At 65.5% G+C, this 25,254-nt stretch carries 22 protein-coding genes and 1 pseudogene; 11 read left to right on the top strand and 12 right to left on the bottom strand.

Translation table 11 applies throughout. The features are described 5' to 3' along the window. Nucleotides 1-76: 76 nt before the first annotated feature. Entirely contained in the window at nucleotides 77-772 is a 696-nt protein-coding gene (locus AC07VL_RS13290; RefSeq protein WP_494806279.1) for a CatA-like O-acetyltransferase, read from the top strand. Here the strand turns inward: AC07VL_RS13290 and AC07VL_RS13285 are convergent. Continuing rightward, nucleotides 769-1,527: an AraC family transcriptional regulator gene (locus AC07VL_RS13285; protein WP_494806278.1), complete on the bottom strand. Its 759-nt coding sequence runs from the start codon at nucleotides 1,525-1,527 to the stop codon at nucleotides 769-771. The genes AC07VL_RS13290 and AC07VL_RS13285 overlap by 4 nt on opposite strands. Before the next feature lie 85 nt (nucleotides 1,528-1,612). Here AC07VL_RS13285 and AC07VL_RS13280 point away from each other — a divergent pair, with 85 nt between their 5' ends. Then, nucleotides 1,613-2,374 carry an alpha/beta fold hydrolase gene (locus AC07VL_RS13280; protein WP_494806277.1) on the top strand — a complete coding sequence of 254 codons (762 nt, stop codon included), beginning with the start codon at nucleotides 1,613-1,615 and terminating at the stop codon, nucleotides 2,372-2,374. 4 nt (nucleotides 2,375-2,378) lie between these two features. On the opposite strand, the gene AC07VL_RS13275 is transcribed toward AC07VL_RS13280, so the two are convergent. Further along, complete coding sequence (locus tag AC07VL_RS13275) at nucleotides 2,379-3,020, bottom strand: LysE family translocator (protein ID WP_494806276.1); 642 nt, start codon at nucleotides 3,018-3,020, stop codon at nucleotides 2,379-2,381. A 115-nt stretch (nucleotides 3,021-3,135) separates the two neighbouring features. Then, nucleotides 3,136-4,209: a YeiH family protein gene (locus AC07VL_RS13270; RefSeq protein WP_494806275.1), complete on the bottom strand. Its 1,074-nt coding sequence runs from the start codon at nucleotides 4,207-4,209 to the stop codon at nucleotides 3,136-3,138. Nucleotides 4,210-4,324: 115 nt separating this feature from the next. On the opposite strand from AC07VL_RS13270, the gene AC07VL_RS13265 reads away from it, so the two are divergent. After that, entirely contained in the window at nucleotides 4,325-5,227 is a 903-nt protein-coding gene (locus tag AC07VL_RS13265; protein ID WP_494806274.1) for a LysR family transcriptional regulator, read from the top strand. A gap of 33 nt (nucleotides 5,228-5,260) precedes the next feature. Here AC07VL_RS13265 and AC07VL_RS13260 read toward each other — a convergent pair. Beyond that, nucleotides 5,261-6,373, bottom strand: a pseudogene (locus tag AC07VL_RS13260) (flavodoxin family protein). Nucleotides 6,374-6,501: 128 nt separating this feature from the next. Here AC07VL_RS13260 and AC07VL_RS13255 point away from each other — a divergent pair. Beyond that, nucleotides 6,502-7,068, top strand: a complete 567-nt coding sequence (locus tag AC07VL_RS13255) for a helix-turn-helix domain-containing protein (protein ID WP_494806273.1) — start codon at nucleotides 6,502-6,504, stop codon at nucleotides 7,066-7,068. Nucleotides 7,069-7,075: 7 nt separating this feature from the next. Next, complete coding sequence (locus AC07VL_RS13250) at nucleotides 7,076-7,600, top strand: GNAT family N-acetyltransferase (RefSeq protein WP_494806272.1); 525 nt, start codon at nucleotides 7,076-7,078, stop codon at nucleotides 7,598-7,600. Between the two features lie 47 nt (nucleotides 7,601-7,647). Here AC07VL_RS13250 and AC07VL_RS13245 read toward each other — a convergent pair whose 3' ends face one another. Beyond that, complete coding sequence (locus tag AC07VL_RS13245; protein WP_494806271.1) at nucleotides 7,648-9,060, bottom strand: methyl-accepting chemotaxis protein; 1,413 nt, start codon at nucleotides 9,058-9,060, stop codon at nucleotides 7,648-7,650. 422 nt (nucleotides 9,061-9,482) lie between these two features. Here AC07VL_RS13245 and AC07VL_RS13240 point away from each other — a divergent pair, with 422 nt between their 5' ends. Then, on the top strand, nucleotides 9,483-9,686 hold the full coding sequence (locus AC07VL_RS13240) for a DUF378 domain-containing protein (protein WP_494806270.1): 204 nt from the start codon (nucleotides 9,483-9,485) through the stop codon (nucleotides 9,684-9,686). Between the two features lie 267 nt (nucleotides 9,687-9,953). Here AC07VL_RS13240 and AC07VL_RS13235 read toward each other — a convergent pair whose 3' ends face one another. The 3 genes from AC07VL_RS13235 to AC07VL_RS13225 all read right to left on the bottom strand — a co-directional run bounded on the left by AC07VL_RS13235 (nucleotide 9,954) and on the right by AC07VL_RS13225 (nucleotide 11,732). Then, nucleotides 9,954-10,103 carry a hypothetical protein gene (locus AC07VL_RS13235; RefSeq protein ID WP_494806269.1) on the bottom strand — a complete coding sequence of 50 codons (150 nt, stop codon included), beginning with the start codon at nucleotides 10,101-10,103 and terminating at the stop codon, nucleotides 9,954-9,956. 197 nt (nucleotides 10,104-10,300) lie between these two features. Then, complete coding sequence (locus AC07VL_RS13230) at nucleotides 10,301-10,657, bottom strand: c-type cytochrome (protein ID WP_494806268.1); 357 nt, start codon at nucleotides 10,655-10,657, stop codon at nucleotides 10,301-10,303. Nucleotides 10,658-10,853: 196 nt separating this feature from the next. Continuing rightward, nucleotides 10,854-11,732, bottom strand: coding sequence for an EamA family transporter (locus tag AC07VL_RS13225; protein ID WP_494806267.1), 879 nt, complete (start codon nucleotides 11,730-11,732; stop codon nucleotides 10,854-10,856). Nucleotides 11,733-11,947: 215 nt separating this feature from the next. On the opposite strand from AC07VL_RS13225, the gene AC07VL_RS13220 reads away from it, so the two are divergent. Next, entirely contained in the window at nucleotides 11,948-12,433 is a 486-nt protein-coding gene (locus tag AC07VL_RS13220) for a hypothetical protein (RefSeq protein ID WP_494806266.1), read from the top strand. 100 nt (nucleotides 12,434-12,533) lie between these two features. Next, a complete protein-coding gene (locus AC07VL_RS13215; protein WP_494806265.1) occupies nucleotides 12,534-12,950 on the top strand; it encodes a hypothetical protein in 417 nt (138 codons plus the stop codon). Nucleotides 12,951-13,083: 133 nt separating this feature from the next. On the opposite strand, the gene AC07VL_RS13210 is transcribed toward AC07VL_RS13215, so the two are convergent. Further along, nucleotides 13,084-14,466: a S41 family peptidase gene (locus AC07VL_RS13210; protein WP_494806264.1), complete on the bottom strand. Its 1,383-nt coding sequence runs from the start codon at nucleotides 14,464-14,466 to the stop codon at nucleotides 13,084-13,086. 623 nt (nucleotides 14,467-15,089) lie between these two features. Next, nucleotides 15,090-15,401, bottom strand: coding sequence for a hypothetical protein (locus tag AC07VL_RS13205; protein ID WP_494806263.1), 312 nt, complete (start codon nucleotides 15,399-15,401; stop codon nucleotides 15,090-15,092). On the opposite strand from AC07VL_RS13205, the gene AC07VL_RS13200 reads away from it, so the two are divergent. Then, nucleotides 15,401-18,304 carry an ImpA family metalloprotease gene (locus AC07VL_RS13200; RefSeq protein WP_494806262.1) on the top strand — a complete coding sequence of 968 codons (2,904 nt, stop codon included), beginning with the start codon at nucleotides 15,401-15,403 and terminating at the stop codon, nucleotides 18,302-18,304. The genes AC07VL_RS13205 and AC07VL_RS13200 overlap by 1 nt on opposite strands. A gap of 60 nt (nucleotides 18,305-18,364) precedes the next feature. Here AC07VL_RS13200 and AC07VL_RS13195 read toward each other — a convergent pair whose 3' ends face one another. Both AC07VL_RS13195 and AC07VL_RS13190 read right to left on the bottom strand, forming a co-directional pair. Next, nucleotides 18,365-20,224: a phytase gene (locus tag AC07VL_RS13195; RefSeq protein ID WP_494806261.1), complete on the bottom strand. Its 1,860-nt coding sequence runs from the start codon at nucleotides 20,222-20,224 to the stop codon at nucleotides 18,365-18,367. Nucleotides 20,225-20,238: 14 nt separating this feature from the next. Beyond that, complete coding sequence (locus AC07VL_RS13190; protein WP_494806260.1) at nucleotides 20,239-22,764, bottom strand: TonB-dependent receptor; 2,526 nt, start codon at nucleotides 22,762-22,764, stop codon at nucleotides 20,239-20,241. Between the two features lie 318 nt (nucleotides 22,765-23,082). Between AC07VL_RS13190 and AC07VL_RS13185 the strand changes: the two genes are divergently transcribed. Then, nucleotides 23,083-23,991 (top strand): GGDEF domain-containing protein, encoded by a 909-nt coding sequence (locus AC07VL_RS13185; RefSeq protein ID WP_494806259.1) that lies wholly within the window; start codon nucleotides 23,083-23,085, stop codon nucleotides 23,989-23,991. Next, nucleotides 23,991-25,016: an AraC family transcriptional regulator ligand-binding domain-containing protein gene (locus AC07VL_RS13180; protein ID WP_494806258.1), complete on the top strand. Its 1,026-nt coding sequence runs from the start codon at nucleotides 23,991-23,993 to the stop codon at nucleotides 25,014-25,016. Before AC07VL_RS13185 ends, AC07VL_RS13180 begins: the two co-directional genes overlap by 1 nt. Nucleotides 25,017-25,254 lie beyond the last annotated feature (238 nt).

The following is a 25,254-nucleotide window of genomic DNA, read 5'->3' as shown; positions in this document are numbered from 1 at the left end:
TCCCGGTCTGCAGTGAACTTCAGATAAAAATCTGAACACATTTACTGTCGAATGACGAATATCAAAAAAACGTTTCATGCGCCTATGGCGTGACTTGCCCGCCAGCACTTCCATCGTCTACACTCGCCGCATGAAAAATTTTGAAAAGCGGCGCGACCGCTATGATTTGTTCCGCGCGTTCGACAATCCCCTCGTCAACATCAACTTCCAGCTCGATGTGCCCGATTTCCGGCCCTGGTGCAAGGAACGGGACATTCCCGTGTTTCACTTTTTCCTGTTCTGCCTGCTCAATACGGTCAAGGAAATCGATCAGTTCATGTACCGCATCTACCGGGGCGAGGTGATCAAGATCGACGATTTCCCCGCTTCCTACACCGTCATCAATGGCGACGAGAACCTCAACTACACGCGTTTCACGATGACGGACCAGCTTGACCTGTTCATCGAACGCAGCCTGGAAGCCAAGCGCATCGCCGAAGCGAGCTGCGCGCTGATCAATACGGGCGAGGGCGAGAGCGAGCGCGAGCAGCGCAACAACATCTTCATCACCTGCCTGCCGTGGCTGGAGCTGGCCGCCATCGAACATCCCGTCCACCGCCACCGCGACGCGGATATCCCGACCTTTACCTGGGGCAAGTTCGGTCCCGCGCAGGACGATGGCCGCATGCGCATCCCGTTTTCCGCGCAGGCCCACCATGGCTTTGTCGATGGCTACCACGTGCAGAAGCTGGCGCAGGCGCTGGCGCGGCGCATCGCCGCCATGATTGCCTAAGCTAAATAGTCGCTGGGCGCCCGGCCCAGCACGCGGCGAAACGCGGCCGTAAAAGCGCTGGGGCTGGCATAACCGAGATCGAGCGCCACGCGGGTGACGGCTTGTCCTTCGGCCAGGCGCGTGATGGCGGCCAGCAGGCAGGCCTGCTGGCGCCACTGGGCAAAGGCCAACCCAGTCTGGGCGCGGAATTGCCGCGTAAACGTGCGCCGGCTCATGCCTGCCCGGGCCGCCATCGCGTCCAGGCCGCTGTCCAGGCTGGGCTGTTCGAGCACTGCCATGCACAGCCGCGCCAGCCTGGCATCCTGCGGCAGGGGCGCGTTCAGGGGCAGGGGACTGGCAGCGGCGATTTCGTCGAGCAGCAAGGCCATCAACCGCCCTGCGCGCGACGCTTGCGCATACAAGGCTTCCACGGTCACCGCTTCGGCCAGCAGCTGGCGCAGCAGGGGCGAGGCATCGACGACCTGGCAGTGCGGCGGCAAGCCCGCCGTGGCGACGGCGTTCCCGTCCATGAAAACATTGTGCATGGTCACGGCGCCATGCATGCGCATGCCGTGGGCCAGTCCGGCCGGTACCCAGCAAGCCCGTTGCGGCGGCACCAGCCAGTTGCCTTGCGGCGTGTGCACGCTGATGACGCCCCGCGCCGCATAGGCGAATTGCCCGCGCGCATGGCTGTGGCTGGGAAATATCTCGCCGGGGGCATGGTCGCGCGCCGTGGCGATCAATTCTCGCGGCACTTCCGTATAAAAATCATCCATGGCCCGTACTCTACAGTATTTGACCTGTCGTCGAAGGCGGGCCGTCCTGTTTCCCCTTACGATACACTCTTTTTCAGGAGTGAACATGCACAACAGCTATCATCGCGTAGGCCATGGCCCCCACGCCGTCATCGTCCTGCACGGCTGGTTTGGCGACGCGCACGCGTTTGCGCCCATGGAAACGGCCCTCGATGGCGGCGCTTTCAGCTATGTCTTCATGGACAATCGCGGCTATGGCGGCATGCGCGGCGCGCAAGGCGACTATTCGATGGAAGAGGTCGCCCGCGACGCGCTAGCCTTGTCCGATGCGCTGGGCTTTGCCGCGTTCAGCGTGGTCGGTCACTCCATGGGCGGCATGGCGCTGGAACGGCTGGCCTTGCTGGCGCCCTTGCGTTTGCGCAAGCTGGTGGCCGTGGCGCCCGTGCCCAGCTGCGGCGTGGCGCTGCAGGGGCCGGCCCGGCAACTGTTTCTCGATGCCAGCGCGAACATCGATGCGCGGCGCGCCATCATCGATCGCAGCACGGGCGGGCGCTTGTCGGGTGCCTGGCTGGACTGGAAGGCGCGGTATTCGTGGGACAGTGCGGACCGGGCCGCGTTCGCCGCCTATTTCCTCGCGTGGAGCGACACGGATTTCAGCGGCGAAGTGCGGCGGGCGGCGCCGCAACTGCCCCTGCTGGCGCTGGTGGGCGAGCACGACCCCCGCTTCGATGCGGACTTGATGCGCCGCACGTATCTGGCGTGGTACCCGCAGGCCCGGCTGGAAGTGCTGGCCAATGCGGGACACTACCCGATGAATGAAACGCCGCTGGCCCTGGCGGCCAGCATCGAGGCGTTTTTACTGCAGTAACTGATTACGCTGCCTTGCTGCGCAGGCGCAGCAGGCTCAGGCCCAGCAGCACGAAGGCGCCGCCGCAGATGCGGTTGAACAGCCTGGCGCGTCCCGGCGTGGCCAGCTGGGTTTTCAGCAGGCGCGCCAGGTTGGCATAAAACAGATGGGCCAGCATGGCGCAGGCGACAAACGAGGTCGTCAGCACCGTGAACTGGATGGCCACGGGCTCGCCCGGCGTGATGAATTGCGGGAACAGGGCCGAAAAGAACAGGATGGCTTTCGGGTTCGTCAGCGCCACCGTCAAGCCCTGGCGGAAGAGTTTCCAGAAGGAATTCGGATTCGCCGCGCCTTGCACCACGGGCGCCGCGGCCACGATGCTGGCCTTGCTGCGCCATTGCTTGATGCCCAGGTACACGAGATACAGGGCGCCGGCCAGTTTCAGCAGCATGAAAGCCGTGGCCGAGGTCGCCAGCACGACGCCCATGCCGGCCATGGCCACGCCGGAAATGATGAACAAGCCACAGCCATTGCCCATGCTGCTGATCATGGCGCGGCGCGGGCCGACGGCGATGGCATTCGAGATGGCCAGCAGGACGGCCGGGCCGGGAGAAAACGTGACGAGCAGGGCAACGCTGCAGAAAAGCAGCCAGTTCGAGAGATGCATGGGTGTTCCTGGGTGGGGCCGGGGCCGGATTGAGAGTCAAAACACGCTTATTGTACGAAGTTTTCGGCTCCCTTGCCGGCGGCCCCGGCTGTCGGGAAACCCGCCTTGCCGCAACTCAGGCAAACAGGCTGGCCACCACATGGTTGATGGCGGCGCCGCCGGCGATCAGCCAGCAGAACAGCAGGCCGGCCAGCAGCAGGGGCTTGATGCCGGCGCGGCGGATGGCCGACATGTGCGTCGTCAAGCCCAGGGCCGCCATGGCCATGGCCAGCAGGGCCGTGTCGATGTCCGTGATGGTGGCCACGACGGGGGCCGACAGCCAGCCCAGCGAATGGAAGGCGACGACGCCGATGAAGATGAAGGCGAACCAGGGAATTGCCAGCTTGGCCGCCTTGCCGTCGCCGCTGCCGGCCTTGCCGCGTGCCAGCACGGCCGACAGGATGACGAGGAAGGGCGCCAGCATCATCACGCGCACCATCTTGGCGATCACGGCCGCATTCGCCGTTTCCTGGCCGATGGACTTGCCGGCCGCCACCACCTGCGCCACTTCATGCACGGTCGAGCCGATGTACACGCCAAAGGCGGACGGCGTGGCCGCCAGCACATGCCAGCCCAGGTTCAGCTGGTACAGCAGCGGGTACAGGAAGATGGCGATGGTGCCGAACACCACGACGGTGGAGACGGCCACGGTGACGTCCTCGCTGCGCCCCTTGACGACGGGTTCCGTCGCCATCACGGCCGCCGCGCCGCAGATGGAGCTGCCCGCGCCGATCAGGATGGCGCTGTTGCGTTCGAGCTTGAATACCTTGGTGCCGAGGAACATGGCCAGGCCGAAGGTCGACGTGAGCACGAGCGCATCGATGGCGATGCCGGCCAGGCCCACCTGCCCGATGTCCTGGAAGGTCAGGCGGAAGCCGTACAAGATGATGCCCAGGCGCAATAAAGTCTGCTTGGAAAAGCCCACGCCCGCGCCGCAGGCGGGCGCCACGCGCGCATACACGCTGTTGCCGAGGATGATGCCGAGGATGATGGCCAGGGTCAGCGCGCTCATGCCGTGGTTTTGCATCCATTCCAGCTTGCCCAGCTGGATGGCGCCATAGGCGATGACGCCGCTCAGCAGCAGGCCGGGCAGGAGGCGGCCGTAGCGGTCGCTGAAACTGGTGGTATTAGTTGTTGAGAGAGAAGACATGCCGTACTCCATGTTTTTATGCGTATGGCATGACTGTACAGTCAGTCGATTAAATGGTAAAACGGATTGTTTTTGTATGTTTAACCTAAAAAATAGGTATATAAGGGGTGGGACAATGGCTTTGACCTTGCGGCAATTGCAGATTTTCCTCGCCGTGGCAGACACGGGCAGCACCAGCGCGGCCGCGGAGCAGATCGCGCTGTCGCAGTCGGCCACCAGCGCGGCCCTGAACGAGCTGGAAACCTTGCTGGGCGCGCAGCTGTTCGACCGGGTGGGCAAGCGCCTGGTGCTCAACGACAACGGCCGCCTGCTGCTGCCGCAGGCGCGGCAGATGCGCGACGCGGCCGCCAGCATCGAGCGCCAGTTCGCGGGCGCCGACCCGTCCGTGCCCGTCAGCCTGCAGATCGGCGCCAGCACGACGATAGGCATCTATCTGCTGCCGCAGATCCTTGCGCAGGCGGCGCAGCAGTACGGGCGCAGCATTCCGCAGGTGACGATCGCCAACACGGCCGACATCGCGGCCGCCGTGGCGGAGTTCCGTGTCGATATCGGCCTCATCGAAGGGCCATGCCACGAGGCGGGCTTGCTGGTCGAGCCGTGGCTGACGGACCAGATGCTGATCGTGGCCGCGCCCACGCATCCGCTGGCGCAGCTGCGCCATTTGCTCAGCTTTGCCGAGCTGAACCAGGCAGGCTGGCTGCTGCGCGAGGCGGGCTCGGGCACGCGGGAGGCGGTGGAGCAGGCGCTGGTGCCGTATCTGCACTATCTGCGCGCGGCGGGCGAGTTCAGCAACTCGGAAGCCATCAAGTATGGCGCGGCGGCGGGCCTGGGCATCGCCTGCCTGTCGCGCGTGGTGGTGGCCGACCTGCTGGCCAGCGGGCAGCTGGTGGAACTGGACACCATGCTGCCGCCCCTGGAGCGCAACTTTTATCTGATCCGCCAGTCTAAAAAGATTCTTTCGCCTCGCCTGACGGGTTTCCTGGAGCTGTGCCGCCACGCGTCGCGCATGGCGGGGTGAGGGCGCATGGCCGGGCTGGCCCGCACGCCGCGCCTATTTGGGCCGGGGCGGCTGCAAGCCCGCATCGGGCGGCGCCAGCGTGCCCGCGCGCAAGCGCTTGACGGCGGCGGCCACGGCGCGCGCCACGTTGCGCACTTCTTCCTGCATGGCCGTGTCGCGGTCCAGGGTTTCGTGGCTTTGCGCGTAGCTGTCGTAGTAGCCGATGTAGCGGGCCAGGCGCGACTTGGCGCCCGCGTCAACCAGGCCCATCCAGTCCAGCCAGTCGGACAGGCCCCGCCGCACGCCTTCGATGCCGGCCACGTCGCCATGCACGACGAGGCCGTATGCGCGTCCCGCCAGGTGTTTCGGATAATCCCAGCCCGCCAGTTCCAGCGCCTTCGCTTCCACGGCCTGCTTGCCGTGCGTGGACGTCGGGTCCGGGTTGCCGCCATCGGCGCACACGAGGCGGTCTATCATCAGCTTGAGCACGCCGGGCGTCTGGTACCATTACACGGGCGTGAGGATGATGACGGCGTGCGCGGCCGTCCAGCGTTCGTAGATGTCCGCCATCCAGTCATTTGTCTGCCGTTCGCCATGGTTGGGATAGCAGCTGCACGGCCAATGGCACAGGGGCATGGCCGTCGAGACACAGCCCTTGCAGGGATGAATGTGCAAATCATACGAGGACGTCAGCAGGCTCAGGTCCAGCACGTCCGCGACGATGTGCTCCCCCAGCAGCACGTTCTTTGCCCATTGCGTCATGCGCCAGGTCTTCGAGATTTCTCCGGGGCAAGAACCATCATTGCGCGCGGCGCCGCAGATCAGCAGCACGCGCGATGGCGTGGCGGCATCCTTCTGGCGCGCCTCGGCGGCCAGCAGGCGCCCGCGCGTGGCCATCCATTCCACCGACACGTCGTAGTCAGGGTCCGCAAAGCCGGGCCCCGCCTTCTGCGTGACGGGCGCCTTGCGGCCAGCCTGGTAATTTTGCCACGCCACTTCCTCGACCTGCACGAGGGCGCCGCGCACGGCATCGAAGCTGGGATCGGCGTACGCGCGGATGAACTGCAAATGGAATGCAAGCCGGCCCTGCGGGGCGGGCGCCTGGCCCTGGCGCGGCGGCGGGACGGCAATGGCGGGGGGCGCGGATTTCGGGGGAGTGGCGGACATGGCTGCTCCTGGGTCAGATAGTGCATGGTGCGGCAGCGCGGGCCGCTGGTCTGTGCGTTGCGCAACTGTCGCGCATGGATGACCATCGGCGCTTGCCATATTTCCTTTTATGGGATAAATTCCCTGATATGGGAAATGCAGAAGACATCAATACGGAGCTGCGCCTGGCGGCGCGCCTGAAGCAGCTGCGCGTGGAACGGGGCTGGTCGCTGGACCAGCTGGCGAAGGCGAGCGAGGTCAGCCGTGCCACCTTGTCGCGCCTGGAAAATGGCGAGGTCAGCCCGACGACTCACGTGCTGGGCAAGCTGTGCGCCGCCTATGGCCTGGCCATGTCGCGCCTGCTGCGCATGGTGGAAGACGACTTCGCGCCCATGCTGCGGCGGGCCCAGCAAAGCGTGTGGACGGACCCGGACAGCGGCTTCATCCGCCGCGCCGTCTCGCCGCCGTCGCGCGCCTTGGCGGGCGAGGCGCTCGAGTGCGAACTGGCTGCGGGCGTGCGCATTGCCTATGCGGCCTCGCCCCGGCCCGGCATGGAACACCATCTGCTGCTGCAAGAAGGCAAGCTGCGCGTGACGGTCGATGGTCAAATGCACGACTTGCTGCCCGGCGACTGCCTGCGCTACCAATTGCACGGCGCCAGCGCCTTTGTCACGCCGCCCGACAGCGGCGCCCGCTATTTCCTGTTTATCGTCTGAGGCCGCCATGCTCCCAACACTACGACTGTTCACGCCTGCCGATATCGCCGGGCGCCTGCCGGAACTGGGCGCCTTGCTGCAAGCGTGCGTGCACGACGGCGCCAGCATCGGCTTCATCCTGCCCTTCGGCGTGGCGGCCAGCCAGGCCTTCTGGACGGACAACGTCTTGCCGGCCGTCGCGCGCGGCGTGCGCCTGCTGCTGGTGGCCGAAGTGGACGGGCGGGTGGCGGGCGCCGTGCAGCTGGACTGGGATACCAATCCCAACCAGGCGCACCGGGCCGAAGTGCGCAAGCTGCTGGTCGCCCCCGCGCTGCGCCGGCGCGGCATCGCCCGCCTGCTGATGCAGGCCGTCGAGGCCGAGGCGCGCCGCCTGCCGCGCAGCCTGCTGACCCTCGATACGCGCAGCGACGACCACGCGCAAGCCCTGTACCTGTCGCTGGGCTATGCGGTGGCGGGCAGCATTCCCGCCTATGCGCTGGCGCCGGCCGGCGACCGGCTCGATGCCACCACCATCATGTACAAGCAGTTATGACCCGCAGGCATGGCCGGAGCCTTGCGGCTGCCGGCGGCGTGGGGAACTCAGGCCTTGCGCCGTGATCTGACGGCAGGAGGGCGCGTCCGGCCCAGGGCGGGCGCGGGGACAGCCTTGCCGTGCGCCGCGGCAAGGCTGATGCCGGCCGCCGCGCGCGAGGGCGCCGCCTGGAGCGCTGCGTGGCCCGCTTCATTGCCCAGCCGGAAGATGCCCACCGTGCCCGACAGTTCTGCGGCGCGCTGCTGCATGCCGGCCGCCGCCATCGACGCCTGTTCCACCAGCGCCGCGTTGTGTTGCGTCACGTGTTCCATCTGCACGATGGCCGCATTGACCTGCTCGATGCCGGACAGTTGCTCGCCGCTGGCCATGCTGATTTCCCCCATGATGTCCGTGACGCGGTGCACGCTGGCGACGATCTCGCGCATGGTGGCGCCCGCCGTATCGACGAGCCGCGCCCCCGCGTCGACGCTGTCGACGGAGTCGCCGATCAGCTGCTTGATTTCCTTGGCCGCGCCGGCCGAACGCTGGGCCAGGGTGCGCACTTCGGCGGCCACGACGGCAAAGCCCCGTCCCTGTTCGCCCGCGCGCGCCGCTTCCACGGCCGCGTTCAGGGCCAGGATGTTCGTCTGGAAGGCGATGGCATCGATGACGCCGATGATATCGACGATCTTTTTCGAGGACGCGTTGATCGAGCTCATGGTGTCGACCACTTGCGCCACCACCGTGCCTCCCTTGCCGGCCACGGCGGCGGCCGATTGCGCCAGCTGGTTGGCTTGCCGCGCATTGTCGGCATTTTGCTTGACGGTGCCCGTCAGCGCCACCATCGAGGCGGCCGTCTGCTCCAGCGCACTGGCTTGCGCCTGCGTGCGCTGCGACAAGTCCCGGTTGCCGGCGGCAATGTCCTGCGAGGCGCCCGCGATGTCCTGCGTGCCGCCCCGCACCTCGCCCACGATGGTGATCAGGCTGGCATTCATTTCCTTCAGCGCCTGCAGCAGCTGGCCCACTTCATCGGCGGACTCGACGCGGATATTGCCGCTCAGGTCGCCGCCAGCCACCTTGCGCGCCACCTTCACGGCATGCCGCAGGGGCCGCACGATGCCGCTGCTGATGAACCATGCCGTCGCCAGGCTCAGTACGCCGCCGACGACGCCCAGGGCAATGATCAGCATGCTGGTATCGTGTGCGCGGGCCATGGCCGCCTCGGCCGCCGCGCGCATCTGCGCCGATTGGGTGGCGATCTGCTCGTCGAGCTGGCGCAGGGCGGGTTGTTCCTGCGTGCCGTTGCGCGTGGCCTGCAATTGCGCGATGCGCGCATAGCGCTGGTTCACGCTGCTGTCGATTTCCCCGCTCACCGCGGCCAGCTGCCACGTGCTGATGCTGACGACCACGGCCAGCAACAGCGATGCCAGCAGAAAACCCGTTGTCAGGCGTACACCGATGCGTATGTTTGAAATATTCATGTCCCCTCAGCTGTTGTCCCATGGTGACCGCTACCGATGCGGGCGGCACGGCGCGGCGCTGTTGCCCCTGACGTTGCCGGGGTGAAATAAGTGTAGCAGCGCGGTACTAAGTAATCTATAAATATTTCCATATTGGAATTAGTCACTGCCTGTTTGGCAACAGCGGCGACTCTTGTCGACATGCATGGCTGCCGTGCCTGTCGCCTGCGCCTAGCTTGTTGCCAGATAAAATCACCCGTCTTATTACAGACCCGTCCTACCTCGATACCCGGCATCGTCCGACTGGCATGTGCCGGTGCCGCGCCTACACTGTTCCTAGCACAGACCCGGAGGTGGGTCCTTTCTTCTCACAGGAGGCTGATATGGCGAATATCCAGGCAGGATCGGACGGTGCGGCAAAACAGGAAATGTCGGCAAAGCGCTTGAACGTAGTCGACTGGATCTCCATGATCCTGCTGATCGTGGGCGGCTTGAACTGGGCGCTCGTGGGCTTGTTCGATATCGATATCGTGGCCCGCATCCTGGGCGCCATGTCGACGGCGTCGCGCGGCGTGTACGTGCTGGTGGGGCTGGCGGCCCTGTATTCCATCTATCTGTGCGTGCGCAAGCTGCCGGCCAAGACCTAGACGGGAGCAGACATGCCTGTTGGTGCCAGTCCCAGGCGCGAACGCGAATTCAGGCAGCGGGAGCGCAAGGGCGTGCTCGCTGCCCTGGCGGAGCGGGATTGAGGTTCCCGCGAATCAGATGAGCTGGAAATGGCGGGCGGCGGGCACGAACAGCAGGGCGGCGGCAAAGGCCAGCATGAAGCGGCCCCGCAGCGCCCCGGCACGCCAGGCGATGGCCAGCATGGCGAACAGCGATGCCAGGGCAATGCCTGCCGTGGCCGGGGCCAGTCACGCCGGTATGGCAATGCCGGCCATGGGCGCCGGCCATGGCAGTGTCAATGGCAGGAACAGCACGCACAGCAGGCAGGCCAGGAGCCGGCGATAGCCGGCAAGGCGGGAGGCCACGGCGGTGGCGGCAGGGGAAGAAAAAGCGTGCATGTGATAGTCCAGGTTTGTGTCAGCTTGCGGCCCACCGTTCCTGAGCGGGGCCGTTATCATGATAATAACATCATGATAAGGCCGTTGCGTGACATGGCCATGACACGCGGCGTCAGGGGCTGGCCTTGACGCTTGCGCCCGCCATTAATGGCGTTCATGGGGGCGTTAGCGCGTGGCTACCTTACTGTGTCGGTGCGTTACTGCGTGCGCAAATAGGCGAGCAGGTCGGCCACTTGCTGCGCATTGCCGATGCCCCAGAAGCGCATCTTGTTGCCGGGAACGACATCGCTGGGCGCTTTCAGGAAGGCGGCCAGGTTGGGCTCGGTCCAGACGATACTCGCGTTCTTCATGGCCGCCGAATACTTGTAGTCGGTGGTGGCGCCCGCCTTGCGGCCGATCACGCCCGTCAGGCTGGGGCCGAAGCCGCCGCGCGCCGATGGCCCCACCTGGTGGCAGGAGGCGCATTTGCGAAATGCAGCCTTGCCCGCTTCGGCATTGCCTGTGAGGGCGGCAGGAGGGGCTGCCTGTGCCGCGGCGACCGGCGCCAGTAGCAAGGCCGCGGCGGCAAGAGGAGAGTACAAGCGAACAAGAAATGGATATGTCATCGGTGAGGCGGAAGTGCGCGGTATGGCTGGGTATGACGCATTTTACAGGCGGGCATTAAAACGTGCCTGCCGCTGCGCGGCGGCGCCAAACAGCGCGGCAGGAATCGGGGATCGGACAGACTTCTACCGATTGAATACCGTTACTCTACCGCTTGCCGCCTTGCGCGCCCAGCGCCGCCATGGCGGAGGCAAACACGATGCAGCCGATGGCCAGCCATTGCGTCAGGCTCAGCAGTTCGCCCAGCACGGCCATGGCGGCCAGCGCGCTGACGGCCGGCGCCGCGCTGCTGAACATGCCGAACACGCCCCGCGGCAAGCGGCGCAGGGCAAAGATTTCCAGCGAATACGGCAGGGCGCTGGAGAGCATGGCGATGGCCAGGCCCAGCAGCGCAATGGACGGCGCTAGCAGGGCCGCGCCGGCATAGGCGACGCCGATGGGCACCGTCACCACGGCCGCCACCGTCATGCCCCAGGCGACGGCCTGGCCGCCCTGCAAGGTCGAGGCGCGCTTGCCGAAGATGATGTACAGCGCCCAGCACAGGGCTGCCCCCAGCGCGTACGCCACGCCGACGGGGTCCAGGCTGCCGGGACTGCCTTGCAGCGGCAGCAGCAAGTACAGGCCGAACGCGGCACAGGCCACGGCGAACAGGTCGCGCGGCCGGCGCGACGACAGCATGGCCACGGCCAGCGGCCCCGTCACCTCGATGGCCACGGCAATGCCGATCGGTATCAGCGCAAATGCGCGGTAAATTAGCAAGTTCATCAGCCCCAGCACGGAGCCGTAGACGAGCAGGTTCAGCACGTCCTTGCGTGTCAGGCGGAAGCGCCAGGGGCGGAAGATGGCCAGCAAAATCAGGGCCGAGAAGCCCACCCGGTATGCCGTGATGCCCTCGACGCCGATGACGGGAAACAGGTTTTTCGCGATGGCCGCTCCCAGATTGACGGAAATCTGACCTCCCAGTACGGCCAGGGAAGGGAGCAATATGCTGTCGGGGAGGGGGGCGGTCGAGGCGGGGGAGGTCATGGGGCAGTATTTTAATACGCCACAGGCCGCCAGTGGCTGGCAGATCGGCAAGGGGGCGCAATTAATTCGCCCGTGCCAGTCTGCGAGGGCGGGGCAGGCATTGTTGAGAAAGTGCAAGTATTTTCTGATAATGCTATTCTGGCTGCACGCTTGGCACGACCGGGCGCCACCCCGATTCTTCATCTTGATGGAGCCGTCTCATGAATTGCAGAAGCATGGCAGTGACAGTCGCTTTGATGGTTGCCGCCGGCATGGCCGGTGCCCAGGCCTTGCCGCCGCAGGCGCAATTGCCGGTATGGGCAACGCAACAGCTCGATAGCCTGGCCAGGCGCGAGGCCATCGAAGTCAATGCGCGCATGAATCCCTTCGTCCTGCGCGGCGATTTCGACGGCGACGGCAAGGGTGACCTGGCTGTCTTGATCAAGAATAAGGACAGCAAGAAAGAGGGCATCGTCTTTTTGTTCCGGCAGAAGTCGGCGCCCCTCGTCGTCGGGGCGGGCCATGCATTGTCGAACGGTGGCGACGATTTCGCCTGGCTGGAAGTGTGGCAAGTGGAAGACAAGGGTACGCTGCAGCACAGCTACCATGAAAAATCCATCAAGCTGAAAGCGGACGGGATCGTGGTGGCAAAAGAGGGTTCTGCCAGTGCCTTGATTTATATCAAGGGCGGCAAGGCGGTATGGCAACAGCAGGGCGATTGAAGCATTACCCGCGCATGTCTGCTGGCCGAGGCGGCGTGATGGCCGATGCCAGCGGCCTGTCGGGCAGTGGATTCATGCGTCAATCAGGAGCAGCAGGGCAATGCAGATATTCAGTATCGGCGACACCAATTTCGACGTGGATGCCGCAAAATCCAGGATCAGCGTGGCGGCACGCGCCGATGGCATGCGGGAAATCAATATCAGGATCGAGGCCGACGACGAGGCCTTCCTGCGGCTGACGGAGGACGAGGACGCGCCCTGGTCGTGGGCATTGTATCCGCCATCCTTCATTCTGCAGGGCTTGCTCCTGGCGGGAACGGATGGGGCGCCCGTGCAGATGCTTGCCGTTGATGCAAGCAACGCGGACTGCGAATGCAGTCTCTACATGATGGATTACCATGATGTCTCGGATCTGCGCCTGGTGGAACTGTCGGCGCAGCGCCTGGCGCTGACAGGCAAGGTGGATTTCGATGGTAAAGACTTGCCTTTTGCTATCGATATGCGGCGCCCGGCGTAGCGGCGGGATAGCAGTGGGGCAGCCAGTGCGGGCCGCCCCACTGCATGAAGCGAGCGGCGAGGCCTGCGCCGCGTCTGGCCACGCCACATACTGGAAGTGCTGCGGCGCATCGGGCAAGCGCCTGGCTGCGTGGCTAAAATCTTAATGCCTTCCTGGCAGCGGCTTGCACTGCCGCGTCATCGTCCATGTCGACGTCGAGGGCGATGTCGGGCACGAGGGCTTCATTGTTTCCGCGCAGTCTGTTACGCCACACTTTCAGCGGCAGGAAGAGGAGATTCTTGCTGGGCAATTCTGCGTAGCCGACGTCGATGTACACGGCGTCGCCGCTGGTGGCCTGGCCCAGGTGGACGGCGCCGGGCACCTGGAGAACCAGGTCGGCGAAATCCAGGCAGGCGCTGGCACAATTGGCGTCGGTAATCAGGGCGATACGGCCCTGGAAGCGGCGCAGGCGGCCCTGGCGCCGGGCGATATCGTCGCGCGTCAGGCGTTGGCCGCCTTCCTGCTCCACCCATGGCTGTCCTGCCGCCCGTGCCGATCTGAATGCGGCGAGACGCTCTGCCGCTTCCTGTGCCTGCATGCTTTTGGCACCGTACAGGCGCACGAGATGCGCCCGCGTGCGCTCGGCCGTTGCGATGGCGGTATCGGAAACGCGCCATTGCGCATAGATGCGCGGCAAGGCCGCCATGTCGCTGCGGTCGAATTCCAGCCCGCCCGTCGCCGCCTCGAAGATGCGGTCGCCCACGCCGCTGTCGCCGCCCGCATTGCCCCGGCTATCGAAAATGATTTGCCGCACGTCCCTGGCCGCCGACAGCGCCGTCAGCATCGATGCCAGCGCGTCTGCGCCATCCTCGTTCACATTGAAATTGGCGGCGCGTATCCACAGGACGCCATTGTCGAGGCTGAATTCATTGACGCGCCGGGGCTGTTCCCTGTTCTGCATGATGATCTGGAAAAATTGCCTGGAATTGACGGCTGCATAACGGATGTCCAGGTCCGTGATCTTGCCATCCGGCGCTTCAAAGCGGCATCGTTTCAATTCCTCGCCCGCCAGCGGGAGTTCCATCAACCTGCCGGCCAGGCTGTCCGTGACGGCGGGAAAATCACGCCGGTCCACATACGGCGCGACAAATTCCCTGACGAGCAGTGCGGGAGCGCGTCCGTCGCATTCAATGAGCCTGGCGCCTGGTTGCGGCAGGGGGCTTGCCCATTCCTTGGCGACGGCGCTCACCACATAGTGTCCTTTTTCCTTGCGCAGCCGCCAGCCGTTAATCAGGATGGGGTAATCGCGGCGGCGTGCATTATCGGAATAGCCGAAATGGCCATCCAGAAAGCCAGTGACATAGAAACGTACGGCGGACATTGCCGTATCGTACGTGACGACCTTGGGAATCAATGCCAGCGCCAGCTGGTAGCCCGTCGTCGTCCAGTCGCGAAAGGCGGGATTGCCGTCGTCGATACTGCCCGGATGCGTGGAAAGAACGAGCGCCTGCACGGCCGCCAGGTCGGTGCGCGCCATGGCTTGCCAGCGCAGCGCGGGATTTTCCGCAGGCGCGGCCTTATCCGCTGTTTCTGCCGCATGTGAAAGGGCGCACGCGGTGCCGAGAATAAAAAGGCAGCAGATATTGTTTTTCATCGGATGGATATCAGGAAATGGCGCAGCATTATGCAATGCTCGATGCAGTCCGGATGACGGGCACCGGTATTATCCAAAAAGTATAGCATGTTTATATTTTGAAAATATCCTGCGGGGCAGGAAAATTGATTGACGGCGTCAATTTATTGCGGCGCAGGCGCGAAGCGCAATGGGGGCCGGTGGATTGATCCGCTCCCCGGCCCTGGGCCTGGCGGCAGGGCCGGGGAGGCGCAGGGCCGGCCGTCGCCGGCCTGACGGCTTGTCGGGGCAGGCGCGACAGCTATATTTCAGGCAAGATCACGAGCTATTTTATTAATTCCCGTATTTATTTGCCATTTGCTTGATATTTTTAATAATGAGAAATGAATATTTCCGGCGCATCCCTGCATGATTGCCGTTTCCCGTCAAATGGCCGCACGCGACGTTTTTTATTCGACTGGCAGAAGAAGAATATGAGAAAATAGAAAAATAAGGCAATTTGTACAATGATTTCCATAGTCCATGTTTTATTGTGAATTCATTATCTGATTATCTTTCTTGATAATGATATGCGCGACTATATGGGCGGGCGTGCGCGCTCCTGGATTTTCAAGTGCAATGGAAAATATGGCAAGCAAGATGATTTTTATGCCATCGCTACCTGAACGGTGGAATGGGAGGGGGCGCTGTCTTGCAAAATCGTCATATGCTCCACGATGCCATGCCTTGTTCTGAAACGATAAAAAACCAATAAATCCATGCAGCCGGCATGGGCAGCATCGTACGTCAGCGATCTGCCTGTCCATTGCCGGTTCAAGCATCCATTCGGGAAGACTCAATGAAACAAATTCTCAGGCCAGTCATGGTCTTGGCCATGCTGTCCGCGCTCGCCGCTTGCGGCGGCGGTGGCACGTCCGACGGCGGCGCGACTAATGGCGGCAGTGTTGGCAGCGGGGGCGGCAATGGGACGCTCCCGGGCAATGGCGGCGGGGACAGTTCGGGCGGCACCGGCGGCGCAGGCACCGGCGGTGCCGGCGGCAGCGATACGGGCACCGGCAGCGATAACGCCGGCGGCACGGCCGGCACGGGCACGGGCGGTGACACGAATGGCAATGCCGCGGCCCTGCGCATCGGCGCCGCCCTGGCCAGCGGCGATCCGACCGGCCTGCAAGGCGCGGATGCCGCCAGCCTGCTGGAGCAGGCCATCGCCGAGGCGGGCCGCAAGAACGCGGGCCACCAGGATGCGCTGCGCTCCATCTACGGCACTGGCGGCGAGGGCCTCAGCCTGGCGTTGAATGTCGGTACCAGCACCAGCGCCATCATCGGCGTGCTGGCGTCGACGACGGCGACGCCGTACATCGTGTCGGACAGCGGCGCCGGCATCGCGGCACTGAGCCATGACGGCGCCGGGCGCGGCATGGCGTATGGCGCCGACGTGCTGCAGTGGATGGCGGGCACGAGCAAGGAACAGCAGCACTATCCCCAGTTCCTGCGCGCCTTCACGTGGCTGATGACGGGATCGGGCAGCGGCAGCCTGCCGGCCACGATCCGCTATGCCAGCGCCGGCTACACGGCGTCCTCCGTGAAGAACTTCATCACGCGCACGGGCAAGACGCCGGCGGCCGTCGATTGCGCCGTCGCCGACAGCAGCAACACGTGCTGGGTGAATGCCGACCTCATCGTCTTTGGCGGCAGCGTGCCGGCCAGCGCGGGCTTGACCTCGCTGGTGCAGAAATACCTGGCCGCCGGCAAGGCCGTCATCTACATGCACCCGAACTGGACGCAATCGGCGGGTGGCATCCAGGTGCTGGCGGCCATGGGCATGACCCTGGGCGGCTATCCGGGCAATTACTATGCGGCCACCGGCGGCGTGTCGGTCTCGGCCGGCCGCACGGTGGCGCAGTCGCTGGCGGCGGCTGACAAGCTGGGCGCCCTCGTGAGTTCCCTGGGCCTGCTGCGGCAGAGCGCCCTGTCGCTGGATGTGAGCAGCGACAGCACGCCCGCCGCGCCCTTCAGGACCATGCTGAACGAACTGGCGGCCATCAATGGCGCGGGCGTCGACATCTTTGCCGGCGACGGCAACTACCTGCTGCACCGCCTGCTGGTGCTGTGGGCCGATACGCAGCGCAGCGCGATTACGTACGGTCATATCAGCCGCAGTGCCGCCGTGCCCTTCCTGCGCACCTATGCCAGCGACGCCTTCCTGTGGTTTGCGCGCGGCGCCACGACGACGGCAACGGCCGGGCAGGGCGATTACATGCCCGCCGTCGCACAGACCCTGGTGCCGGGCAGCGACTGGGAAGAGATCCAGGTGACCCTGCCGCAGACGGGCGGCATCACCCTGATCGGCCGCGGCGCCGTGCCGGCCAGGGGCGTGCAGGTCGAAGTGCTCGATAACGCCGGCGCGGCCAGCCTGGGCATCCAGACCAGCTATGTGCGCAGCTGGGGCAATCCGCTCACGGACGCGGCCAACACCTATGCGCGCCCGCTGCAGCCGCAATCGTTTACCGTGCCCCTGGGCAAGGGAATCCGCGCATTCGTCACGCCGAACGGCGGCCCGCTGATGCTCAGCTACAGCGGCGCGACGGCCGACACCGTGGTCAGGCTGCGCATCAAGGGCGCGGTGCGCTATGCGCACTTCGACTACACGCGCAGCATGAGCAACAGCGACGTGGCGCTGGCATCGGCAGCCCTGAAGGCGGGCACGTTCGGCTGGCAGACGACGAAGGTGACAGGCGGCGAGATCCAGCAAACCATCACGTTTGCGCAGAAGGTGATCGGCACGACGGCGCCCGAGGCGTACGCCAACCAGTCCATCCGCGACGGCCTCTTCATGAGCAACCATATCGCCAACGGCTACAACGATGCGGGCATGACGGCCACCGTCAGCGCCCTGTGCGCCAGCTTTGCCTGGACCTGCGACGGCAGCGTGCACAAGCAGCCGCTGGTGCAGCACTTCGTCGGCTGGATCGCCACCTGCGGCTTCCTGTGTTCGGGCAACCCCATCGACGGCGCGGCGGGCATCGACCTGGGCTGGGGCTATGCCCATGAAATGGGCCACAACACGGTGCAGCGCGTCATGCGCATCATGCCCGACGGCACGCATGGCTGCGGCGTGGAGTGCGACAACAACATCCTGGCCAGCGCCACGGCGCTGCGCGCGTACGAGCTGCACGGGATGGAAATCAGCAGCGGGCATCCGCTCGACCATCCCGGCCTGTACGCGGCCGTGGCGGCCAGCCGCGCCACGGGACTGGCGGACGATGCGCTGGTGGCCAACATGCAAAAGCGCGTGTGGAGCGACAGCGGGCAGGACGTCATGCGGGCCGTGCACTTCCAGCTGGCCTTCCAGTTCACCCGCTACCGCAGCGGCCTGGCCGCGCCCACCATGCCGTCCACCCTGGACTACTTCAGCCTGCTGACCAAGGGCGACCGCCTCGTGGCCAAGGATTTCAGCGCCGCCACGGCCGCGCACTACGGCATGGGGCGCTATGCCACGAACAGCATCAGCAACCACGACTTGCTGTACGTGCTGAGTTCGAAGATCATCGGCCGCGACATGCGCAAGCTGTTCTGGATGTACGGCATCGCGCCGAGCGCCGACGCGCTCGGTTCGGTGGCCGACCTGGGCTTGCCGCTGGCGCCGCGCAGCTACTACGCGTTACCGAAAGGCAAGCACAACCAGCTTGGCACCGGCAAGTGGCTGGACCTGGAAAGCGGCATGCCCGCCTGGCCGTACTGATCTATCGCAAGGAAGGCGCTCCGGCACGCCGGAGCGCCGTTCCCGGCAGGCCTTGCGGCCTTACTCCAGCCGCAAGGCCTTCGCCACCGCCTCCCACGCTACATACTTGAAGTTCTGCGGGCCGTCCGGCAGGCGCTTGTAGCCGTCCTGGATCACCAGCATGCCCTGCGCATATGCGCCGCCCAGGTTGGCGGACGTGACGTCCAGGCCATCCGTTTCCGACGTGCCGTCTATGCCGGCAGGCAAGTTAAACCCCACCTTGAAGCGGCCGCGCAGCTTGTACGGCGCGGCGGCATCGAGCACCACGTAGCTGCTGTCGCCCTGGCTGGAAACGACCAGGTAGCCCGTGTTGGCCGCGCTGCCGGCCTTGCGGTAGATGGCCATGCCTTCCACGTCGGCCGTCAAGTGCGGTCCCACCGGCAAGACCATGGACAGGGCGTCCGGCCTGGCGGCGTCGGCCGAGGTAGTCCACACGCCGCGTCTTTCCTCGCCCAGGAACAGGCGGGCGTTGGCGTCGTCGGCCACGCAGCCTTCCGGTTGCGTAGCCACCTGGAAACTGCGCAAGAGGGTGGCGCTGAACTTGCCGCCTTCCAGGCCGATGCTGTACTGCTGGAAGGTGCCGTCCTTGTCGTTGATGAACGCTTCCACGCCGCCGCCGGCCGGCTGGTACAGACACATGCCGTAGATGCTCTTCAGGCCGGTAGGGAAGCGGCCCGCTTCCGCCACCATGCCATCGGCATTGATCGTGAACAACATCATGCTGTTGTCGTCGCGCTGGGTGGCCACGGCCAGGTCGACCTGGCTGCCGCCCAGGCGGATGTGCTGGCGCACGTCGACGTTGTTCAAACGGCCCACTTCCAGCAGCTGCGTCTGCTTGCCCTGCAGGTCGTAGACGAGCAAGCCCTGTTTCTTGTTGGTGCCGAGGATGCGAGAGTCGGCCGGGTTGCTGGACAGCCAGATGGCCGGATCGTCGGCCGCGTCGCCCTGGCGCGCCATCGGTTCCGTCTGCGCTTGCGGCGCGATGATGGCCACGGCAGGCAGCGATTCCGCCTGGCCAACCCACTTCAGGGGCCGCGCCTGCCAGCCGTTCTTGCCACGCAGCAACAATGCATCCTTGTCCAGCGCCAGCTGGCTTTCGCCCTTGCGCACCTGCAGGGACACGGTCTGCGGCGGCCGGGCCGTCCACTTGCCATCCTGGCGCGACAGCAGGTGCAGCTTTTCTGCCTTGCCGTCGAGCACGGCCACGCCGCCCGGCAGCACGGCCAGGGCGCCGGCGCCGCCGTCCAGCTGGCCGTACGGCTTGCGCAGGGCGACCACCTCGCGCTGGCCCATGCCTTCGGACTCCGCGTCATACGCCCACACGCCCATGTTCGATTCGCTCACCAGCAGGCGCCGGGCGCCATCGTCGACGCGGCAATGCCTGGCATGCGGCGGCAGGGCGAGCCTGCGCACCAGCCGCCGCTGTTCGCCCTGCATCACCCACTGTTCCGCCTGGCCATCCTTGCCGATCAAGAACAAATGATCGAGCTGCTGGGCGTCGCGGTAGAGGCAGGACGCTTCCACGGAAAAGCCCGGCACGGGAAACGGCGCCAGTTTCACCAGCTTGCCGGCCTGCACGTCGACGGCGACGGGCAGCGGGCGCTGCGTGTCCGCCTCCAGGAAGACGGCCAGCACCTTGCCGCCATCGTTGCGCGTGTCGAGCTGCTTGGCGCGCACGGCGATACGGTCCTGCTCCTGGCCGGCCGCATTGAACAGGCGCAGGCCGTGCTTGTCCAGCGTCAGCCAGCCGCCGCCGGGCAGGCGGGCCAGTTCTTCCGCTTCCTGCGTGAAGGAGGGCAAGGCGTTGGCGGGGGCGGCCTGCGCGCTGCCGGCGAGGCAGAAGGCGGCCAGCAGGGCGCTGCAGAGTGCGGTTTTTTGCATGGTATTGATCATCATCAGAAGGCGCTCGCTTTCAGGCTCACTTTGAATGTGCGGCCGTATTGTTCGTTCTGCACGTTGTATTGCTTCGTGCCCTGGTACACATAGTATTTTTCGTTGTTCAGGTTAGCCGCCTCGACGATCACCTGGAACTGCTTGCTGATCTGGTAGGACAGCGAGAAATCGAGCTGCTTCTGGCTGTCGACGATGCGGTCCTGGCTGCGGTCGAGGATGTCGCCGCCCATTTCCAGCAGATACGGCGACTTGTAGTTGAGGGCCAGGCGGGCGCTGACGGGACCCGTTTCATAGCCCAGCATCAGGTTCATCACCTGGTTCGACTGGCCCGGCAGGCGGATGTCGCGGTTCATCTGCTGCTTGCCCGCCTTGTCGTAGCGGCCGATCTGCGCGCTCGAGGTGCTCAGGGTGCCGTTCACGCCGACGAGGAGCTTATTGAAGGGCGCCGGCAGCATGCGCAGCGGCTGCATGTAGGCCAGTTCGATGCCTTTTACCTTGGCCGTGTCGCCGTTCGCATACGACGTCGCCGTCGTGTAGTTCGCCCATGATCCCGTGCCGGCCAGGTTGGTCGTGTAGGTGAAATTCTTGATGTCCTTGTAGAAACCGTAGGCCGACATCACGCCGTCGTTGCCCAGCACGCGCTCGATGCCCAGGTCCAGGTTGTTCGCCTTCAGGGGCTTCAGGTCCGGGTTGCCGATCACGGCTTCCGTGTTGCTGGCCAGGCTGATGCCGGGCGCCAGCTGGCTGAAGTTGGCGCGCACCACGGCTTGCGTCCAGGCCGCCCGCACGCTGGTATGCCGGTCCAGGTCATAGCGGGTCTGCAGGTTCGGCAGCCAGTTGGTGTATGAGCGTTCGCGCGTCAATGGCGTGGCCACGCCGGCGCTGTCCACCTGCGAACCGGCCGCCTCGAAGCTGGTGCGTTCGGCGCGCACGCCGCCCAGGATGTGCCAGGCGTCGAAATCATAGCTGTTCTGCACATACATGGCGTTGATGTCTTCATGCATGCGGTAATCGTTGATGACGGATTCCGTGGCCAGGCGCGCCTTGTCGCGGTCCAGGCCGGCCACGCGGGCGCGGATCAGGGATGGGTCCAGCGCCACGCCGATGTTGCCCAGGTCGTAGTCGAGATTGTGGCCCTGCACGAAGGCGCTCATCGAGGTGGAACCGGCGCCCCAGTAATTGCCGCTCGTGGCCTTGCTGCTGTTGTAGGCCCATTGATCCGTGTCATTGCTCTTTTCGCGGCGGCTGACCTTGGCGCCGAATTTCAGGGTGGCGATGTCGAACTTGCGCGCCAGGTCGATGCGCGCGTGGTGTTCATTGTCCTTCGAGTAGCGCTTTTGCAGGGTGATGGCGTTCAGGGCGTAGTTGGCCGGATCGTACAGTGCGGCCGGGCCGCTCAATTTCGGCTCCTGCGTATCCGTGAAACTGATGCCGGCAAAATTGCTGATGCCGCGGAAACGGCCGTCGTTCAGGGATTCCGGCGTGTCTTCCGTGGCGCGGCTCAGGCCGCCTTTCACGTCCAGGGTCCAGTCGCCCGCCTTCTGCTGCGTGCCCAGTACCAGCGAGCGCACCTGCTGCGTGTACTTGCGCTGGCGGATGCGGCGCTCGGCGCGCGCGCTGGCCGTCTCGCCTTCGGCCAGGCTGCCGCCCGTGATGTTGCTGATGGTCAGGCGGTCGCGCACTTCATCGTCGGAAAATTCGCTCACAAACGAGCGTAAAAACCAGCTGTTGCCCGCTTCGGGACGGTAATCGAGGTTGACGGCCAGGGCGCCGCGCTTGCGCACGGGCAGGTAGTCGCGCAGTTCCAGGCTCGACAGTTTGCCTTTGCTCCAGGAGCCGCCCGTTTCCACGTCGTCGGAGCCGAAGGAGCGCTTTTCCGCGCTCAGGCCGGCCGCCACGCCCAGCTTGCCGTCGAGAAAGCGCTGGGCCCACAGGGCGCCGCCGCTGGGGCTGGTCTTGCCCGTTTTCTCGTCATGGCTGGCGCCCACGTTGGCCGACAGCAGCTTGCCCGGCAAGTCGAAGGCGGACAGCGATTTCACCTCGACGGTGGCGCCCAGCGAGTTGGCGTCCATTTCCGGCAGCAAGGTTTTCGACACTTCCAGCGTGCGGATCAGGCCGGCAGGCAGGATGTCGAGGGCCACGGCGCGGCGGCCCGCTTCCGGCGACGGCACGAGGGCGCCATTGATGGTGACGGCATTCAGGTCCGGGCCCAGGCCGCGCACGGTGATGTAGCGGCCTTCGCCCTGGTCGCGCTGCACGGACACGCCCGGCAAGCGGGCCAGGGCCTCGGCCGCGTTCTTGTCGGGCAAGCCGCCGATATCGTCGCTGCTGATGACGCTGATGATGTTATCGGCTTTCTCTTGCGCCGCGATGGCGTTGCGCAGGCTGGCGCGCTGGCCGCTGACGACGACGGTGGCGGCCGGCTGGCCATCCTCCTGCGCTTGCGCCTGGCTGGCGCCGCCGAAGACGGCCATGACGGCCAGGGCCACGGCCGTCAGGCGCAGCGGGGAGGGGGACGAAGTATGCATGGTTTTCATGAAGGGCTCGGTGAGGGAGGAAGGAACCGGGCGGATTCTAGGCAGCAAATATGACGGTTGCGTGACAGGCAGGCGCTTGCCGTCCTGAAAACAGCGGCGCGCAGGTACTTTCCTGCTGGAAAGGCGCGGCGGTGAGCTGAAATGACCTGCCGCCTGCGGGCGCACCGGGGCGCCGGGCCGCGGCTTTGCAGGATGATAAGTAGCAATGTTGAGCCGTTTGCACCTGTCATCGGCCCGCGGGGCGTGTCATCGTGCCGTCATGGGCGGGCGCTATCGTGGCGTCAGCACCACTTTTAAAGGTTTTCCCCCATGCTGCCATTGCACCGTAACAGCCTGATCGCCGCCGCGCTGGCGCTGCCCCTGTTCTTTTTCTTGTATGCCACCTTCGGCCATGCGAAACCATTCGCCATCTGGAAATGGATGGACATCGTCTGCGAAGGCGGCACGGCCGTCATGGCCGGCGTGTGGTTTCTGTTTACCCTCAGCAGCCGGCCACGGGGAAGGGTGACGAGCCTGATCGCCGGCGGCCTGTGCGCCATCATGCTGGGCTCCTGGGCCGATTGCCTCGACGAATTCTTCGCCGTCGACAAGCAGGAAGTGTGGGATAACTGGCTGGAAGCCCTGATTCCCTTCGGCATGCTGGTGCTGACGATCGGCATGTATTACTGGCGCCAGGAACAGTTCCGCCTGAATGAACACCTGCAAAAGCGCGAGCGCCTGTTCCGCGACCACCGCGCCTTCGACCGCATCACGCAGCTGGCCGACGCCAGCTACCTGCGCACGCAGATGCGCCTGGAGCAGGAGCGCCGCCCGGGCTTCGATTGCGCGCTGGTCCTGCTCGACATCGACAGCTTTCACCTGATTAACCGCGAACACGGCCACCGCGAAGGCGACCGCGTGCTGCAGGCCGTGGGCCACATGCTGCTGCTGAACTTGCGCAATGACGATCTGCTGTGCCGCTACGCGGGCGACCGCTTTGCCGTGCTGATGCCGGGCGTGTCGCGCGAGGATGCGGCGGCGCATGCGCGCCACCTGTGCGCCATGGTGGGGCAGATGCGCCACCACGCCAACGACAACCGCGAAATCCGCCTGAGCCTGCGCCATGCCTGCGCGCTGACGGATGGCGTGCCGGAAGTGGTGCTGGCCGAGCTGAGCCGGGAGGTGGAAGCGCCCGGCCGCGGCGCCGGGCCGGCTCCCCGCGCCGCCGCGCCCGCCTGATGCCGCTGCTCCAGCAGGGCGATCCCGGCATCGCAGCGCGGCACCAGCCGGCGCTGGTGCTCGACTATGCGCGCAGCCGCGAGCTGGCGACGGCGCCGCTGCTCAAGGGCACGGGCCTGGACGACGGCGCGCTGCCGTCCGAGGAAAGCCAGGTCAGCGCCGCGCAATACCTGCAGTTGTTGGCCAACGTGGCGCGCGGCCTGGGCAGTGCCGACACGAGCTTCATGCTGGGCCAGCAGATGCTGCCCGGGCACTACGGCGCCGTCAGCCATGCTTTGCTGCAGGCGCAGAATTTGCGCCAGGCGCTGGCCATCCTGTGCGAATTCCATACCTTGCTGTGCCCGCTGCTGCAGCCGCGCCTGCGCGAAGCGGGCGACATCCACGTGCTGTACTGGGTCGATGCCTTCGGCGCGCCCAGCCAGCTGCCTTTCCTGGTGGAAATGCACATGACGGCGCTGGCGGCCATGTGCCGCTGGCTGGCCGGGGAAACCCTGCCGTGGCGCTTCTGCTTCAACCGGGCGCGGCCCCGCCACGTGGAGCAGCACGAAGTCCACCTGGGCCATGCCTTGCGCTTCGACTGCCAGGTCGATGCCATGCTGATCGATACGGCCTGGCTGGACCGGCCCTGGCCGCGCGGCAATGCCACGGCCGCCGCGCTGGCCTTGCGGGCGGCGGCCCTGGCGCCCGTGCCCGCCGCCAGCCTGCTCGGCGCGCTGTACGACTACCTGCTGGCGCACATCCGCTGCGCGCCCACCCTGGAGCGCACGGCGCACGATTTCGGCGTCAGTCCCGCCACCTTCAAGCGCCACCTGGCGCGCCATGGCACGCACTTCCAGGCCGAGCTGGACCAGGTGCGCGCGCACAAGGCCATCTACCTGTTCCAGGCGCATGGCTACGACAATGACGCCGTGGCCGCCTATCTCGGCTTTCATGATGCCACCAACTTCCGCCGTTCGTTCAAGCGCTGGACGGGGCAGACGCCGCAGTTGCTGCGCCACGCGCTGGCCCTGTTCGTGGCGGGATGACGGCGCCTTTCCGCGCCCGGCGGGGCGGCGTTGCGCGCCAGCGCCAGGGCGAGTCGTTCCAGAGGGAACAATTGCCCGTTCTGCTACATCCATAGTACACTCGACGAGAGAGCGAACAGACGCGCTTTGAGGCGGTCCGGCATGCGTGGCGTCACACGACGCCGCAACGCCGCCATATCGATGGTGGGCCGGCGGCAAACGACCGGTTTGCCTTGCCTTAACCCAGCCTGGCAGCTGG

It is taken from the genome of Janthinobacterium sp. GW821-FHT03C08 (genome assembly GCF_059420905.1).
This window is presented reverse-complemented; position numbering and strand designations above follow the sequence as displayed.

Excerpts from the sequence above, each read along its gene's own strand:
- AC07VL_RS13275 (WP_494806276.1), bottom strand. The coding sequence starts at position 3,020 with ATGCATCTCTCGAACTGGCTGCTTTTCTGCAGCGTTGCCCTGCTCGTC.
- AC07VL_RS13285 (WP_494806278.1), bottom strand. The coding sequence starts at position 1,527 with ATGGATGATTTTTATACGGAAGTGCCGCGAGAATTGATCGCCACGGCG.
- AC07VL_RS13185 (WP_494806259.1), top strand. The coding sequence starts at position 23,083 with ATGCTGCCATTGCACCGTAACAGCCTGATCGCCGCCGCGCTGGCGCTG.
- AC07VL_RS13245 (WP_494806271.1), bottom strand. The coding sequence starts at position 9,060 with ATGAATATTTCAAACATACGCATCGGTGTACGCCTGACAACGGGTTTT.
- AC07VL_RS13250 (WP_494806272.1), top strand. The coding sequence starts at position 7,076 with ATGCTCCCAACACTACGACTGTTCACGCCTGCCGATATCGCCGGGCGC.
- AC07VL_RS13180 (WP_494806258.1), top strand. The coding sequence starts at position 23,991 with ATGCCGCTGCTCCAGCAGGGCGATCCCGGCATCGCAGCGCGGCACCAG.
- AC07VL_RS13215 (WP_494806265.1), top strand. The coding sequence starts at position 12,534 with ATGCAGATATTCAGTATCGGCGACACCAATTTCGACGTGGATGCCGCA.
- AC07VL_RS13200 (WP_494806262.1), top strand. The coding sequence starts at position 15,401 with ATGAAACAAATTCTCAGGCCAGTCATGGTCTTGGCCATGCTGTCCGCG.
- AC07VL_RS13210 (WP_494806264.1), bottom strand. The coding sequence starts at position 14,466 with ATGGCGCGCACCGACCTGGCGGCCGTGCAGGCGCTCGTTCTTTCCACG.
- AC07VL_RS13280 (WP_494806277.1), top strand. The coding sequence starts at position 1,613 with ATGCACAACAGCTATCATCGCGTAGGCCATGGCCCCCACGCCGTCATC.
- AC07VL_RS13265 (WP_494806274.1), top strand. The coding sequence starts at position 4,325 with ATGGCTTTGACCTTGCGGCAATTGCAGATTTTCCTCGCCGTGGCAGAC.
- AC07VL_RS13290 (WP_494806279.1), top strand. The coding sequence starts at position 77 with ATGCGCCTATGGCGTGACTTGCCCGCCAGCACTTCCATCGTCTACACT.
- AC07VL_RS13235 (WP_494806269.1), bottom strand. The coding sequence starts at position 10,103 with ATGCACGCTTTTTCTTCCCCTGCCGCCACCGCCGTGGCCTCCCGCCTT.
- AC07VL_RS13255 (WP_494806273.1), top strand. The coding sequence starts at position 6,502 with ATGGGAAATGCAGAAGACATCAATACGGAGCTGCGCCTGGCGGCGCGC.
- AC07VL_RS13270 (WP_494806275.1), bottom strand. The coding sequence starts at position 4,209 with ATGTCTTCTCTCTCAACAACTAATACCACCAGTTTCAGCGACCGCTAC.
- AC07VL_RS13225 (WP_494806267.1), bottom strand. The coding sequence starts at position 11,732 with ATGACCTCCCCCGCCTCGACCGCCCCCCTCCCCGACAGCATATTGCTC.
- AC07VL_RS13190 (WP_494806260.1), bottom strand. The coding sequence starts at position 22,764 with ATGCATACTTCGTCCCCCTCCCCGCTGCGCCTGACGGCCGTGGCCCTG.
- AC07VL_RS13195 (WP_494806261.1), bottom strand. The coding sequence starts at position 20,224 with ATGCAAAAAACCGCACTCTGCAGCGCCCTGCTGGCCGCCTTCTGCCTC.
- AC07VL_RS13220 (WP_494806266.1), top strand. The coding sequence starts at position 11,948 with ATGGCAGTGACAGTCGCTTTGATGGTTGCCGCCGGCATGGCCGGTGCC.